Origin of the sequence: Ascidiimonas meishanensis (assembly GCF_037782385.1) — a bacterium.
In the GTDB taxonomy this organism is placed as follows: domain Bacteria; phylum Bacteroidota; class Bacteroidia; order Flavobacteriales; family Flavobacteriaceae; genus Ascidiimonas; species Ascidiimonas meishanensis.
The window spans coordinates 1-16,990 of record NZ_JBBEXD010000011.1 but is presented as its reverse complement, the minus strand read 5'-3'; the positions used below and the strand labels follow the sequence as shown (position 1 = coordinate 16,990).

The following is a 16,990-nucleotide window of genomic DNA, read 5'->3' as shown; positions in this document are numbered from 1 at the left end:
TTGTCCATTGATGTTCACAAATCAGACTGAAAGATTAAATTTTGCCTCAGCTAAGAATACACCGAATTATCCGGATTTCTTAGACATTCAGATCAAATCATTCCAGGATTTTTTTCAACTGGAGACTAAACCTGAGGAAAGAGGGGATGAAGGGCTCTACAACACCTTCATGGAAAATTTTCCAATCACGGATGCTCGAAACCAATTTGTTCTTGAGTTTTTAGATTACTTTGTTGATCCTCCTAGATATTCCATACAGGAGTGTATTGAAAGAGGTCTAACTTATAGCGTTCCTTTAAAAGCGCGTTTAAAATTATACTGTACAGATCCGGAACACGAAGATTTCGAGACCATTGTGCAGGATGTATATTTGGGTACTATTCCTTATATGACACCGTCAGGTACATTTGTAATAAACGGAGCAGAAAGAGTAGTAGTTTCTCAATTACATAGATCACCAGGTGTTTTCTTCGGTCAATCTTTCCATGCCAATGGGACTAAGTTGTATTCTGCCAGAGTAATACCGTTCAAAGGTTCATGGATTGAATTCGCTACCGATATCAATAGCGTTATGTATGCCTATATTGATAGAAAAAAGAAATTACCCGTAACAACACTTTTCCGTGCTATAGGATTTGAGAGAGATAAAGACATTCTTGAGATATTTGACCTTGCCGAAGAGGTAAAAGTGTCAAAAAGTGGTCTTAAGAAAGTTTTAGGAAGAAAATTAGCTGCTCGTGTGCTTAATACATGGCATGAAGATTTCGTAGATGAAGATACTGGTGAAGTTGTTTCTATTGAGCGAAATGAAATTGTATTAGACAGAGATACGGTTCTTGAAAAGGATCATTTAGATGATATTCTGGAAGCAGATGTAAAAACAATTTTATTACATAAGGAAGAGAATCTATCTGCGGACTACGCAATTATTCATAATACTTTACAAAAGGATCCTACCAACTCAGAAAAAGAGGCAGTAGAACATATATACAGGCAGTTGCGTAACGCAGAACCACCAGATGAAGAAACTGCTCGTGGAATTATTGATAAATTGTTCTTTTCAGATCAACGTTACAATTTAGGTGATGTTGGACGTTATAGGATGAATAAAAAATTGGGACTAAATATTGAAATGGATAAGCAGGTGCTTACCAAAGACGATATTATTACCATCGTAAAATATCTTATTGAGCTTATTAACTCAAAAGCTGAGATTGATGATATTGATCACCTTTCTAATAGAAGGGTAAGAACAGTAGGAGAACAACTATCAGCACAATTTGGTGTAGGTCTTGCAAGAATGGCAAGAACTATTAGAGAACGAATGAATGTAAGAGATAATGAGGTATTTACTCCTATTGATCTTATTAATGCAAAAACGCTCTCTTCTGTTATTAATTCATTCTTTGGAACTAATCAGTTGTCTCAATTTATGGATCAAACAAATCCATTGGCTGAGATTACGCATAAAAGAAGGTTGTCTGCTTTAGGACCAGGGGGACTTTCAAGAGAAAGAGCAGGTTTTGAGGTTCGAGATGTTCACTACACTCACTATGGAAGACTTTGTCCTATTGAAACACCTGAAGGACCCAATATTGGTTTAATTTCTTCCCTCAGTGTATTTGCAAAAATTAATAGTATGGGGTTCATTGAAACTCCTTATAGAAAAGTTACAGAAGGAAAAGTTGATTTAAGTGAAATTATTTATCTGAGTGCAGAAGAAGAAGAAGAGCGTTTGATAGCACAGGCAAATATTCCATTAACGGAAGATGGAACTATCAATACGGATAAGGTAATTGCTAGGGAAGAAGGAGATTTTCCTGTAGTAGACCCTAGTCAGGTACATTATACAGATGTAGCGCCAAATCAAATTGCTTCTATTTCTGCATCTCTAATTCCATTTTTAGAGCACGATGATGCAAACCGGGCACTAATGGGATCAAACATGATGCGTCAAGCTGTACCGCTACTTCGTCCAGAATCTCCAATAGTTGGAACAGGATTGGAACGTCAGGTGGCTTCAGATTCGCGTGTTTTAATTAATGCCGAAGGAAACGGAGCTGTAGAATATGTAGATGCCAATAAGATTTCTATCAAATATGATCGAACTGAAGAAGAACGCTTGGTGAGTTTTGATGATGACTCTAAAACGTACAACCTCATTAAATTTAGAAAAACAAATCAGGGAACTTCTATTAACTTAAAACCTATCGTTCGTAAAGGAGATAGAGTTTCTAAAGGACAGGTACTTTGCGAAGGCTATGCTACTCAGCAAGGAGAACTTGCTTTGGGAAGAAATTTAAAAGTTGCCTTCATGCCTTGGAAAGGTTATAATTTTGAAGATGCGATTGTAATTTCTGAGAAAGTGGTTAGAGAAGATATTTTTACTTCCATTCATATAGATGAATATTCGCTTGAGGTTAGAGATACAAAACTTGGAGCAGAAGAATTAACTAATGATATACCAAATGTTTCTGAAGAGGCCACTAAGGATCTAGATGAACACGGTATGATTCGTATAGGAGCAGAAGTGAAACCTGGTGATATTTTAATTGGAAAGATTACGCCAAAAGGAGAGTCTGATCCAACACCGGAAGAAAAATTACTTCGTGCAATCTTTGGTGATAAGGCAGGAGATGTTAAAGATGCTTCTTTAAAAGCTTCTCCTTCATTAAGGGGAGTAGTGATAGATAAGAAGTTATTTAGTAGAGCTATAAAGGATAAGCGCAAACGAGCAAAAGATAAAGAAGATGTTTCAAAACTTGAAATGGAATACGCTTCTAAGTTTGAGCAATTGAAAGATGTACTTATTGAAAAACTTTTTGCCCTTGTAAATGGTAAAACTTCACAAGGAGTATTGAACGACTTAGGTGAAGAAGTACTTCCAAAAGGTAAAAAGTATACTCTTAAAATGCTTCATGCAGTAGAAGATTTTGCACACCTTGTTTCTGGTAGCTGGACTACAGATAATAATACAAACACGTTAGTTGCAGATCTGCTTCATAATTTTAAAATCAAATTAAACGATCTTCAGGGGTCTTTAAGAAGAGATAAATTTACGATATCTGTAGGTGATGAGCTTCCAGCTGGTATCATGAAATTGGCTAAGGTATATATCGCTAAGAAGCGTAAACTTAAGGTAGGAGATAAGATGGCAGGTCGTCACGGTAATAAAGGTATTGTAGCACGTATTGTACGTGATGAAGATATGCCTTTCTTAGAAGACGGAACTCCTGTAGATATCGTGTTGAATCCATTAGGTGTACCTTCTCGTATGAATATAGGTCAGATTTATGAAACTGTTTTAGGATGGGCTGGTCAAAAGCTTACTAAAAAGTTTGCTACCCCTATTTTTGATGGAGCTTCTTTAGATCAAATTAATGAGCTTACGGATAGTGCGGGTATTCCAAGATTTGGACATACGTATCTTTACGATGGTGGAACCGGTGAGCGTTTTGATCAGGCAGCTACTGTGGGTGTAATTTATATGCTTAAATTAGGTCACATGGTAGATGATAAGATGCATGCACGTTCTATTGGCCCCTACTCTTTAATTACGCAGCAACCATTAGGTGGTAAAGCCCAATTTGGTGGTCAGCGTTTTGGAGAGATGGAAGTTTGGGCGCTAGAAGCTTATGGAGCATCAAGTACGCTTAGAGAGATTTTAACAGTTAAATCTGATGATGTGATTGGTAGGGCTAAAACTTACGAATCTATTGTTAAGGGAGAATCAATGCCTGAACCAGGCTTGCCAGAATCATTCAATGTATTAATGCATGAATTAAAAGGGCTTGGATTAGACATACGATTAGAAGAATAAAGGCTTGTATAAGCTTTAACAATAACACACTTAAATTCATTATCACCATTATATTATGGCTAGAGCAAAAGATAAGAATACAGTACAGAGATTTAATAAAATCTCTATAGGTTTAGCTTCTCCGGAATCAATTCTTGCAGAATCGAGAGGTGAGGTGCTAAAACCTGAAACTATTAACTATAGAACACATAAGCCAGAGCGCGATGGTTTATTTTGTGAGCGTATTTTTGGTCCTGTAAAGGATTACGAATGTGCTTGTGGAAAGTACAAAAGAATACGCTACAAAGGAATCGTATGTGATAGATGTGGGGTAGAGGTAACGGAGAAAAAGGTACGTAGAGATCGAGTAGGGCATATTAACTTAGTAGTACCAGTTGCGCATATTTGGTATTTTAGATCATTGCCTAATAAAATTGGTTACTTACTTGGATTACCATCTAAGAAACTTGATATGATTATCTATTATGAAAGATATGTAGTCATTCAAGCAGGTATTGCCAAAAGTGCTGAAGGTGAAGAATTGAAGAAATTAGATTTTCTTACTGAGGAGGAGTATTTAAATATTTTAGAAACACTTCCACCAGAGAATCAGTATTTAGAAGATTCAGATCCTAATAAGTTTATTGCCAAAATGGGAGCAGAGTGTCTTATAGACCTCCTTTCAAGGATAAAACTTGATGAACTTTCTTATGATTTAAGACATAAAGCAAATCACGAGACAAGCAAACAACGTAAAACAGAAGCGTTAAAACGTCTTCAGGTAGTAGAAGCACTTCGGGAAGCACAAACAAACCGTGAGAATAATCCAGAGTGGATGATCATGAAAGTGGTTCCGGTAATTCCACCAGAATTACGTCCATTAGTGCCTTTAGATGGGGGTAGATTTGCTACTTCAGATCTAAATGATTTATACCGTAGAGTTATTATTCGTAACAATCGTCTTAAAAGACTTATGGAGATCAAAGCTCCTGAAGTTATCTTAAGAAATGAAAAGCGTATGCTTCAAGAATCTGTAGATTCTTTGTTTGATAATACTAGAAAAGCTTCTGCAGTTAAAACAGAATCTAATAGACCATTAAAGTCACTTTCAGATTCGCTTAAAGGAAAACAAGGGCGTTTTCGTCAAAACCTATTAGGTAAACGTGTAGATTATTCAGCACGTTCTGTTATTGTTGTAGGACCTGAATTAAAATTGTTTGAATGCGGACTTCCAAAAGATATGGCAGCTGAACTTTATAAGCCTTTTGTAATTAGAAAGCTTATAGAACGTGGAATTGTTAAAACCGTAAAGTCCGCCAAAAAAATTATTGATAAAAAGGAACCTGTAGTTTGGGATATTTTAGAAAATGTGCTTAAGGGACACCCTGTGCTTCTCAATAGAGCTCCAACACTTCACCGTCTTGGTATACAAGCATTTCAACCTAAGCTTATAGAAGGTAAGGCAATTCAATTGCACCCGCTAGTATGTACTGCCTTTAATGCAGATTTTGATGGTGACCAAATGGCGGTTCACCTTCCTTTAGGGCCTGAAGCCATTTTAGAATCACAACTTTTAATGCTTGCTTCACATAATATTTTGAACCCTGCTAATGGTTCTCCAATTACCGTACCTTCTCAGGATATGGTACTTGGTTTATATTATATGACCAAGGGAAGAAGATCTACTGAAGAGCAGCCAGTTAAAGGTGAAGGGCTTACGTTTTATTCTCCAGAAGAAGTCACTATTGCTTTCAATGAAAAGAAAGTAAACTTGAACGCAATGATTAAGGTGCGTACAATGGACTTTAATGAGGCGGGGCATTTAGTTCCTCAGATAATTGAGACTACCGTTGGACGTGTATTATTTAACGAGGTGGTTCCTGAAGCTGCTGGATATGTAAATGAGGTATTAACTAAAAAGTCATTAAGAGATATTATTGGTAATATTCTTAAAGTGACCAACGTTCCTACCACTGCAGAATTTTTGGATCGAATTAAAGAAATGGGATATCGTTTTGCATTTCAAGGGGGACTTTCATTTAGTTTGGGGGATATTATTATTCCACAAGAGAAGCACAAAATGATTGATGAGGCCAATGTTCAGGTAGATGGTATTAAGATGAACTATAATATGGGGCTTATTACTAATAATGAGCGTTATAATCAGGTTATTGATATATGGACTTCAACGAACGCTGGACTTACAGAGTTAGCAATGAAACGAATCCGTGAAGATAATCAAGGGTTTAATTCTGTATACATGATGCTTGACTCCGGAGCAAGGGGGTCTAAAGAGCAAATTAGGCAACTTACCGGTATGCGTGGTTTAATGGCGAAGCCTAAAAAATCAACTGCTGGGGGTGGAGAAATTATTGAGAATCCAATTCTTTCAAACTTTAAAGAAGGACTATCTATTCTTGAATATTTTATTTCTACACACGGTGCACGTAAAGGACTTGCAGATACAGCACTTAAAACTGCAGATGCGGGTTATTTAACAAGACGTTTGGTAGATGTTTCACAAGATGTGATAATCAATATTGAAGATTGTGGAACTTTAAGAGGTGTAGAGGTTTCTGCATTGAAGAAAAATGATGAGATAGTAGAATCACTTGGTGAAAGAATTCTTGGTCGCGTAGCTTTACATGATGTTTTTGATCCGATTACGGAGGAACAGCTAATTTTTGCTGGTCAGGAAATCAGCGAAAAAGAATTGAAAAAAGTGAATGAATCACCAGTTGAATCTGTAGAAGTAAGATCTCCATTGACTTGCGAAGCAAAACGAGGTGTTTGTGCGAATTGTTATGGAAGAAACCTTTCTACTGGTAAGATGGTTCAAAAAGGTGAGGCCGTTGGTGTAGTAGCAGCTCAATCTATTGGAGAACCAGGTACACAGCTTACGCTTAGAACATTTCACGTGGGTGGTATTGCAGGAAATATTTCAGAAGAAAATAAACTTGAAACAAAATTCAATAGCAAGCTTGAGATAGAAGATCTTAAAATTGTTAAAGGAGAGAATGCTGAAGGTGAAAAAGTTGATATTGTAATTTCAAGAACTTCTGAGGTTAAGTTTATTGACGAGAAAACGGGCATTACCCTTAGTACAAGTAATATACCTTATGGGTCTCAGATCTTTGTAACCAATGGACAAACGGTTAAAGAAGGTGATGTGATTTGTAAGTGGGATCCTTATAATGGCGTAATTATCTCGGAATTCTCTGGGAAAATAGCTTATGAAAACGTGGATCAAGGTGTTACATATCAGGTTGAAATTGATGAGCAAACTGGATTCCAGGAAAAAGTAATTTCTGAGTCTCGTAATAAAAAATTAATTCCAACGCTTCTTATCAAAGATGCGAAAGGTGAAGTTTTACGCTCATACAACCTGCCAGTTGGAGCACATATTATGGTGGATGATGGTGAGAAGATTAAAGAAGGAAAGGTATTAGTTAAGATTCCACGTAAGTCTGCTAAAACAGGAGATATTACTGGAGGTCTTCCAAGAGTAACAGAACTCTTTGAAGCTAGAAACCCTTCTAACCCTGCGGTGGTGTCGGAAATTGATGGAGTGGTTTCTTTTGGTAAAATTAAAAGAGGTAACCGTGAAATTATTGTAGAGTCTAAGCTTGGTGAGATTAAAAAATACCTTGTAAAACTTTCAAATCAGATTCTGGTTCAAGAAAATGATTATGTTCGTGCAGGAATGCCATTGTCTGATGGATCAATTACACCAGATGATATTCTCAAAATCAAAGGACCTTCTGCAGTTCAGCAATATTTGGTCAATGAAGTTCAAGAAGTATATCGTCTTCAAGGTGTGAAAATTAATGATAAACACTTTGAGGTAGTGGTTAGACAAATGATGCGTAAGGTTCAAATTCAAGACCCAGGAGACACCATCTTCCTTGAAGGACAATTAGCTCATAAATACGACTTTATTCAGGAAAATGATGAGATTTTTGGAATGAAAGTAGTGGAAGATGCTGGAGATTCTACGAACTTTAAGGCTGGTAGAATTGTTTCGCCAAGAGAGTTACGGGATGAGAATTCTATCTTGAGAAGAGCAGATAAGAATCTTGTTAGCTCAAGAGATGCAATTCCTGCCACAGCAACCCCAATACTTCAAGGTATTACAAGAGCTTCGTTGCAGACTAAATCGTTTATCTCTGCTGCCTCGTTCCAGGAAACTACTAAAGTGCTTAATGAAGCTGCAGTAAGTGGTAAAGTAGATAATCTTGAAGGGTTAAAAGAAAATGTAATTGTGGGTCATAAAATCCCTGCTGGTACAGGTATGAGAGAATACGATAATATTATTGTAGGTTCTAAAGAAGAATATGATGAGATTATGGCTGGCAAGGAAGAAGTTAATTATCAATAATGAGTGAGCAAGAAAAGCAAGAGGGGCAGATTAATATTGAATTGGATGAGAAAATAGCAGAAGGAATTTATTCTAATCTGGCTATAATCAACCATTCGGTATCAGAATTTGTGGTAGACTTTATTAAGGTTATGCCTGGTAACCCAAAAGCAAAGGTGAAGAGTAGAATTATATTAACTCCTCAACATGCCAAAAGGTTTTTAAAAGCATTAAATGATAACGTACAACGCTTTGAAAACGCTCATGGAGAAATTAAAGACTATGAACAGCCTCCGTTGCCATTAAATTTTGGTCCAACTGGAGAAGCTTAATAATAAGAGCCCGGATGTTAAATCATCCGGGCTTTTTTGTATCTTTTAATCAGATTTTGTATTCCAAGCATAAATTGTAAATTATGAAAGGTGAACGGATAAAAAGTTATAATGAATTTTACTTGTTCTATTTAAGTGAACACAAGAACAAAACAAGTCGTATACTACACTTTATTGGGACCTTTCTTGTTTTTGCCCTTACTTTTATCTTTATATTTATGGGAGCTGGATGGATTTGGATACTTGTTCCCATAGCTGGTTACGGATTTGCATGGATAGGTCATTATTTTTTTGAAAAAAACAAACCAGCAACCTTTAAATATCCTTTGTGGAGTTTGCTATCTGATTTTAAGCTCTTTTTTGAAATAGTATTAGGAACCAAAACTTTTGATGCTTCAAAAGATAAAAGATAACATTACTTATATTCGGAGGTTAAATGGAATTTAATAGTAGGATACTTCTGTTTGGTCATTTCTAACGAAAAATGAGAATCGGCCAGAAAAACTAATTGCTCTTGTTTGTCTTTGGCTAGAAATTTTTGTTTTACTCTTTTAAATTCAGAGAATTCTTCATTTTTGGGGTCTTCCGGGTCTACCCAGCATGCTTTATGAACAGGGAAATTCTCATAGGTGCATTTAGCGCCATATTCATGTTCCAGTCTATACTGAATAACTTCATATTGCAGTGCTCCAACCGTGCCTATCACTTTTCTTCCATTCATATCAAGAGTGAAAAGTTGTGCAACACCTTCATCCATTAATTGATCAATACCCTTCATAAGTTGCTTAGCTTTCATAGGGTCTGCATTGTTGATATATCTAAAGTGTTCTGGAGAAAAGCTTGGAACGCCTTTGAAGTTTAGATTTTCTCCTGAGGTTAAAGTGTCACCTATCTTAAAATTACCAGTATCATGAAGTCCTACAATATCACCAGCATAAGAGACATCAACTATTTGTTTTTTCTCTGCAAAAAAAGCATTTGGACTTGAGAATTTTAATTTCTTTTGATTGCGAACATGTAAATAAGGTTTGTTTCTTTCAAAAGTACCAGATACTATTTTAATAAACGCTAGACGGTCTCTATGTTTAGGATCCATATTTGCATGGATTTTAAATACAAAACCACTAAAGTCTTTTTCACTGGGTTCTACCAAGCGCTCTTCAGACATTTTAGGTCTGGGCGGGGGAGCAATATCCACAAAACAGTCCAATAATTCCCGTACCCCAAAGTTGTTAAGTGCAGAACCAAAAAATACAGGTTGAAGGGTTCCATTCAGATATGCATCTCTGTCAAAAGAAGGATATACTTCATAAACTAATTCTAAATTTTCTCTAAGATTTTCTGCTTGTTGTTCTCCTATAATAGTATTGAGTGATGGGTCGTTTACATCATCAAAAGCAATGGTTTCTTCAATATTCTTTTTACTATCTCCACTAAACAAATTGATATTTTTCTCCCAAACATTATATATCCCTTTAAAATCATAACCCATTCCTATGGGGAAGCTTAAGGGAACCACGGTAAGACCTAGTTTCTTCTCTACTTCATCTAAGAGATCAAATGCATCTTTTCCTTCACGATCCAATTTATTGATAAAAACAATCATTGGGATGTTTCGCATCCTACATACTTCCACCAACTTTTCCGTTTGTTCTTCAACACCTTTGGCAACATCAATTACAACAATCACGCTATCTACCGCAGTAAGTGTTCTAAAAGTATCTTCTGCAAAGTCTTTGTGCCCAGGGGTGTCAAGAATATTTATTTTTTTCTCTCTATAATTAAATGCAAGAACAGAAGTTGCTACGGAAATTCCTCTTTGACGTTCTATTTCCATGAAATCACTGGTGGCACCTTTTTTTATTTTATTACTTTTTACGGCACCGGCTTCCTGAATAGCTCCTCCAAACAATAATAGTTTTTCCGTTAATGTAGTTTTACCAGCATCGGGGTGGGATATAATTCCAAATGTTCTCCTTTTTGAGATTTCGTTTAATAGGCTCATTAATTCTTGCTAATTATGCGGCAAAAATACTATTTTACTTTAATATCTTTCTCTTAATTAAAGACGTTCTTGTAAAGCGTATTTCGTCGATGATTTTATTCATTTTGTCTAAATATTAAGATTTTGTTTACAAGATCATTTGAATAATGAGACCTTGCTTACTATTTTAGTGACTTTTAAGACGAAGCAAATAATGCTTGCACAATGAAATTCTTCTATTCCCTCAATATTATTAATCTGATTTATCTTACGTAAAAGGTATATAAAAGAAATACTTCAGGCCTATGAAAATTACTACTTTTCGCAATTTTAATGCTGTTTTCTTTACAATTTCCCTGTTTTTCTATGGGATAAATATGTATTCACAAGGCACTCCAGTAGCATCTATAAATGCTTCTTATGTTGATGTCAACGATGCTTCAAATGATTACAGTATAGCTGGGGCTGGTAATACAGGAACCTATCCTACGGGAACTACATTTAATTTATTTTTCGCCTCAGCTACAACCACAGATAATGATTATAATTTATCTACTGTAAACAGTATGACTGTAGGCGCGGCAACTTTTAATTTTGAATCACAAGCAGATTTGGTTTTTGTAAGGAGAGTTAATAATGCCTTAGTGACAGGTGATAAAGAAATAATTTGGGCTGAATTAGAATCCAGTGCTGGAAATAATAGGACGCTTAGACCACAATATTTGCCTAGTATCGAGCAATCGTTTAATTCGTTAACCTTGAATATAGGTTCCGATGAATTCTTTGTGAACTCGAATGCTGGAAGCATTCATTACAGTAATATTGAAAGAATAGATTTTATATTCACCAATGGTTTTACTTCTGCCAACCCAGCAAATTCGGGGTTTGCTGTTTTTGAACGAAACGGTAACGATAATTTTAAAATAGCTGCAGTAACTGCTATAGATGGAAGTGGAAATCCTACTGCGTTTGGTTCTCTTGTTACTGTAAATTTAAGTCAATTTGGAGCGAATTTAAAACCTGTTAATTATGTGATTTTTGAAAGAGATCCAGATAATGGGGATGCTAATTTCAGGCCATCAGATAATGGAGGAACACAACAAGTTAGAGGTACCTATATTTCTCTTCAAGATTTAGGGATTACAGCCGGACAACCTTTCTATGGATATGTTGTTTTACCAGATGATGCGGTATCAACAGATTTCACATTAAACCCAACAAATACTCCAGCGGCTACGGGAGGCATTGATTTGCTTCCAGGAGGTGCAATTTTTACTAGTGATGGATTGCTTACAGCAATTATTCCAAATACAGATGGAGATGCGGTTGCAGATGATACTGATATAGACGATGATAATGACGGAATTTTAGATACCGATGAATATGTTGGTTTAGATCCTTTTGGTGATGAAGATGGTGATGGGATAGCCAATTTTGAAGATGTTGCAGATGGTGGGGGAGCTGGTGATGGCTCTTCAACAAATTATACAGATAGTAACGGTGACAATGTACCAGACGCTTTTGATGAAGATTTAGATGGTATTCCAAATCATTTAGACTTGGATAGCGATAATGATGGGATTCCAGATAATATAGAAGCTCAAACCACCACAGGCTATATTGCCCCTTCTGGAGATGGAGATGGTAATGGATTGGATGATTCTTATGAAAGTGCTCCCGGAGCTGGTGAAGGTATTAGTCCGGTTAATACAGATGGTTTTGATAATCCAGATTTTCTGGATTTGAATAGTGATAATGATGTGTCATCAGATACAGATGAAGCTAGTATTGTTTTAACAGGCAATGTAGGAGCAAATGGTCTTGATGCTGCAACAGATACTGCTGCTGATGATTACTCAGACCCTAATGGTAGTTTTGATAATACCCAGACAGATAATTTTTCCGACTTAGATGGAGATGTGTTGGTTTCTGGGGGAGATGTTGATTATAGAGACGATTTTAATAATGCGGGCTTAATATGTGGTCCTATCAACCAATTGTATCAAACAAGAGGTAATTCAGGCAATGGTCTTGCAGAAGTTTTTAGATACAACCCCTTTATAGCAGAGTATATATTGGTAGGTGCTTTACAAGGTGTAAGTAATGGTTCTGCTAGTAATTCTTCCTATAGTGCAGTAACTAATTATGTGTACTCTTCTACTGGAGGTTCTTCCATTAGAGTATATGACCCTGTTAACTCTTTTAATTTTGTCGGACAAATAAATCTTTCAGGTAATACAAGAAATTTCAATAATACATCTTTTGCAATAGAGCAATTTGTGGGTTTTGTAAATAATAATAGAATTGTGAAATTTGATGTGACGGGAATAGCTTCTTATCCAGCAACACTTCCAGTTATAGAAATTGATGTAGTTCCAGCTATTGGGGCGTCACCTGCTGATTATGCAGTAGTGGGTAATTTTATTTACGGCGTTAGCGGTTCGCAACTCTATATTATTAATGCAGACACAGGAGCTTCTCAAACAAGAAATTTAAACTTTGTTGGAAGTACAGCTCCTCCGGGAGGTGGTTGGGGTGCCGCCTGGCAAGACCGAGATGGGAATTTCTACGCATTTAGTAACAGTAGTGGTAATATTTTTAGAATAGTTGATATTGTTAATACAGTAGCAAACACATCTGGTGCTATTGACTTCACCCAAGTTTTTGAAGCAGATCCTTCAGGACAAAATGATGGTTTTGGATGTGAAATACAACCGAATCCATTAGATTGGGATGGAGATGGTGTAGAGGATAGTGTAGATTTAGATGATGATAATGATGGTATTCTTGATACTACTGAAAATGGAGGATTAGACCCGCAGGCTGATGTGGATGGGGATGGGGTGCCTGCAATTTTAGATGATAATGATAATGATCCAGGAATCGGAAACAATGATGGTAATGTTCAACCAGAATTTGATACAGATGGTGACAATATTCCAAATCAATTTGATTTAGATTCAGATAATGATGGTATTCCAGATAACATAGAAGCTCAAAGTACTACAGGATATATACCAAGAGCTGGTGCAGTAGGTTCTACTGGTATTGATACTGCATATGGTGATGGTTTTGATAACACAGAAGTAATAAATTCAGATGGAGCACTTGTAAATTCAGATACAGTTCCAGATTATCTAGATAATGATAGTGATAATGATGGTATTCAGGATATTGAAGAAGCCTTTGGAGGGACCGTATTATCAAATACGGATACAGATTTTGACGGTATAGATGATGCTTTTGATACCAATCCTGATGGAATCACTGATGCCGGAGCAGCTCAGAACGGTCTTAATCCATCTACATTACCAGATACAGATAGTGATCTGGGAGCAGGAGGCGATGTGGACTATAGAGATGTTAATGATGCGGATGGAGATGGTGTGCCAGACGATGTTGATTTTGATGACGATAATGATGGGGTGCTGGATAGTGATGAATTTTCTGGTGGTAATGATCCCTTTGGAGATGAAGATGGTGATGGTTTGCCTAATTATATAGATTCTGTTGACAATGGAAACGGAGGCGATGGATCTACAACAAATTATACAGATACAAATAGTGATGGTATTCCTGATGTTTATGATGCTGATAATGATGGAGTCCCTAATCATTTAGACCTTGACAGTGATAATGATGGTATTTATGATGCGGTAGAGGCAGGGCATGGTCAAGCGCATACCAACGGGATAGTTGATGGTGCTATTGGAACAGATGGTGTTCCAGATGCAGTGCAGAATGCTGGACAAGAAAATAGTGGTATTGTAAACTATACAACTGCTGATTCAGAGGATACCCCAGATGGTATTCCAGACTTTCTTGAAGTTGATGCCGATGGTGACGGATGTTTTGATACCGTAGAAGCAGGATTTACAGATGGAGATGATGATGGTTTTCTTGGAAGTGCTCCCGTAGCAGTAGACAATAATGGTGTAGTAACTTCTGGATCTGATGGATATACAGGAACTACGGCAGATGTTACAACAGTGAACCCAGATACTGATTTAGATGGAGATGCAGATAGTTGTGATGACGATGATGATAATGATGGAAACCCAGATGCAACAGATCCTTTTCCTTTAGCGCCAACTGCCAAGAATGATGCATTATTGGTAGGGATAGGTCTTTCAGGAACGGTGAATATTCTAGCTAATGATGATTTTATCCCTGGGGGAAGTGTTTCCTTAACGAATTTAGGAACAGGAAATGCAGCTGGTACTATAATTTTAGACCCATCTACAGGCGAGCTTACCTATACACCAGCAGCTGGTGAAGAAGGAACTACGGTTACATTGAACTATCAAGTATGTAATACGGCTGTTGCACCCCAAGTTTGTGCAACTGCTACCGTATTTATTACAGTAGCTCCAGATACTGATGGTGATGGAGTGCCAGATAACGCAGACTTAGATGATGATAATGATGGTATAACAGATAATCAAGAACTTAATTGTTCTCCAGCAAATATACTTGATTGGGATACGGCCACATGGACAGGAAATCCTCAAGCAGACCCAACGCCTGGCAATCCTAATACAGCTTCAACTACGATTAACGGAGTTACTTTTAGTGCAACGAGCGCTATTACAGCTGGAATTACTAATAATTTTGTTTCTAGGTATGCTACAGACATAAATGGGAAAGCAGGTCTACAGGTAATAGGTAGAATTAATGAATTGGATAATGGGGAACAAATAACATACACATTTGTATTCTCACAACCGGTAACTAACTTGAATTTTAGTATTGTTGATATTGATGCAAGTGATGATGTCGCTGATTATCCATTATATCGAGAACGAATTACAGCAACAGCTACAAATAATGGAAATCCGGTAACGCTTAACTTTAACAACGGATCAGCTATTCAAAATACGGGTATAGGTATTTATGATGGATCATCTTTTATTCCTACCAATCCACCAGCACCTGTAAGTGATGACGGGGATTTAAATTTCACTTTCCTTGATCCAGTTGATACAATAACAATAACGTATTCCAATCTTACATTCAACACAGATAATAGTCAGATAACTATATTATTTACGGATTTTACTTGGGATTGTCCATCTATAGATTCAGATGGAGATGGTATTGCAAATAACCTTGATCTTGATAGTGATAATGATGGTATTCTTGATATTATTGAAAGTGGAGCTGGTCTTACCGATGCAGATAATGATGGCAGAGTTGATGGTGCAGTTGGATCAAACGGAATTCCAGATGCGGCTGAAGACGGGGGAGTTGATGGAGCAGGAGTAAGTTTTAATCCACTTAATTCAGATATAGACAGTAATCCTAATTATTTAGATATTGATGCGGATAATGACGGAATTGTAGATAATATTGAAGGACAAAGTACAGCCGCCTATCTTACACCATCTGGTGATGATCTTGATGGTAACGGAGTAGATGATACGTATGATGCAAATCCAATAACTCCGGAAAATACAGATGGAACATTAGCTAACAGCGATGCGATACCAGATTATTTGGATACCGATTCTGATGGAGATGGTGAAAGTGATACCATAGAAGCATATGATACGGATGATGATGGTACCGCAAATACAGATCCTGCTGGAACCGATGCGGATGCAGATGGTCTTGATGATAATTTTGATAATTATGACAATACAACGCCTAATGCAGTAACCAACCCAACAAATAATGGTCAAACTGCTAGCAATCCATTTCCTGATACGGATTCTCCTGGCGGAGAACCAAACTGGAGAGAAGATATTAGCCCAAATATAGTTATTACAAAGGTAGATACTATTGATGATGGCGGTGATGGAAGAGTAGATGTAGGTGATACCATTAATTATGTATTTACAGTAACTAATACAGGAAATGTGCCAGTAACAAACATTACCGTAACAGATCCTTTGGTAACAGTAATTGGCGGTCCCTTGGTAAGTTTAGCAGCTGGTGCAAGTGATAATACAACATTCACAGCTACTTACACCATTACCCAAGCAGATATTGATGCCGGAAGCTTTACTAATAGCGCAACAGTATTTGGAGAAGACCCTAATGGTAATCCATTGACTAGCTTGTCTGATGACCCAGACGATGCTACCGATACTGATAGCGATAGTGATGGTAATCCAGATGATCCTACCGTAACAACTATTCTGCAACAACCAGAGCTTACCATCACAAAGGTAGATACCTTGAATGATGGAGGTGATGGAAGAATAGATGTTGGCGATACCATTAATTATGTATTTAGAGTTTCAAATTCTGGAAATGTAACTTTGACCAATATTGTAATAACAGATCCACTAGTAACAGTAACCAGTGGTTCATTAGCTATTTTAGCCCCAGGCACCACTAATGTTGGAGCTTTTACAGCTACTTATACAATTACGCAAGCAGATATAGATGCAGGAAGTTTTACCAATAGAGCCACGGTAACTGGCGAAGATCCAAATAACAATCCGGTAACTAGTTTGTCTGATGATCCAGACGATGCTACCGATACTGATAGCGACAGTGACGGTAATCCAGAT

At 36.9% G+C, this 16,990-nt stretch carries 6 protein-coding genes; 5 read left to right on the top strand and 1 reads right to left on the bottom strand.

Translation table 11 applies throughout. The features are described 5' to 3' along the window. Positions 1–10: 10 nt before the first annotated feature. From rpoB to WBG07_RS16345, 4 genes are all read left to right on the top strand, one after another. Positions 11–3,820 (top strand): DNA-directed RNA polymerase subunit beta, encoded by a 3,810-nt coding sequence (gene rpoB, locus WBG07_RS16360; protein WP_340202802.1) that lies wholly within the window; start codon positions 11–13, stop codon positions 3,818–3,820. 55 nt (positions 3,821–3,875) lie between these two features. After that, the gene (gene rpoC, locus WBG07_RS16355) at positions 3,876–8,177 is read left to right on the top strand and encodes a DNA-directed RNA polymerase subunit beta' (protein WP_340202800.1); all 4,302 of its coding nucleotides are present in this window, start codon (positions 3,876–3,878) and stop codon (positions 8,175–8,177) included. After that, the gene (locus WBG07_RS16350; RefSeq protein ID WP_340202798.1) at positions 8,177–8,488 is read left to right on the top strand and encodes a DUF3467 domain-containing protein; all 312 of its coding nucleotides are present in this window, start codon (positions 8,177–8,179) and stop codon (positions 8,486–8,488) included. The genes rpoC and WBG07_RS16350 overlap by 1 nt, the downstream gene beginning before the upstream one ends. A gap of 83 nt (positions 8,489–8,571) precedes the next feature. After that, positions 8,572–8,901 (top strand): Mpo1-like protein, encoded by a 330-nt coding sequence (locus WBG07_RS16345; RefSeq protein WP_340202797.1) that lies wholly within the window; start codon positions 8,572–8,574, stop codon positions 8,899–8,901. A 2-nt stretch (positions 8,902–8,903) separates the two neighbouring features. On the opposite strand, the gene WBG07_RS16340 is transcribed toward WBG07_RS16345, so the two are convergent. Further along, entirely contained in the window at positions 8,904–10,493 is a 1,590-nt protein-coding gene (locus WBG07_RS16340) for a peptide chain release factor 3 (protein WP_340202796.1), read from the bottom strand. A 284-nt stretch (positions 10,494–10,777) separates the two neighbouring features. Here WBG07_RS16340 and WBG07_RS16335 point away from each other — a divergent pair. Further along, positions 10,778–16,990 (top strand): beta strand repeat-containing protein (locus WBG07_RS16335; RefSeq protein WP_340202795.1); only part of this gene is annotated, 6,213 nt, incomplete at its 3' end.

Excerpts from the sequence above, each read along its gene's own strand:
- rpoB (WP_340202802.1), top strand. The coding sequence starts at position 11 with ATGTTCACAAATCAGACTGAAAGATTAAATTTTGCCTCAGCTAAGAAT.
- rpoC (WP_340202800.1), top strand. The coding sequence starts at position 3,876 with ATGGCTAGAGCAAAAGATAAGAATACAGTACAGAGATTTAATAAAATC.
- WBG07_RS16350 (WP_340202798.1), top strand. The coding sequence starts at position 8,177 with ATGAGTGAGCAAGAAAAGCAAGAGGGGCAGATTAATATTGAATTGGAT.
- WBG07_RS16345 (WP_340202797.1), top strand. The coding sequence starts at position 8,572 with ATGAAAGGTGAACGGATAAAAAGTTATAATGAATTTTACTTGTTCTAT.
- WBG07_RS16340 (WP_340202796.1), bottom strand. The coding sequence starts at position 10,493 with ATGAGCCTATTAAACGAAATCTCAAAAAGGAGAACATTTGGAATTATA.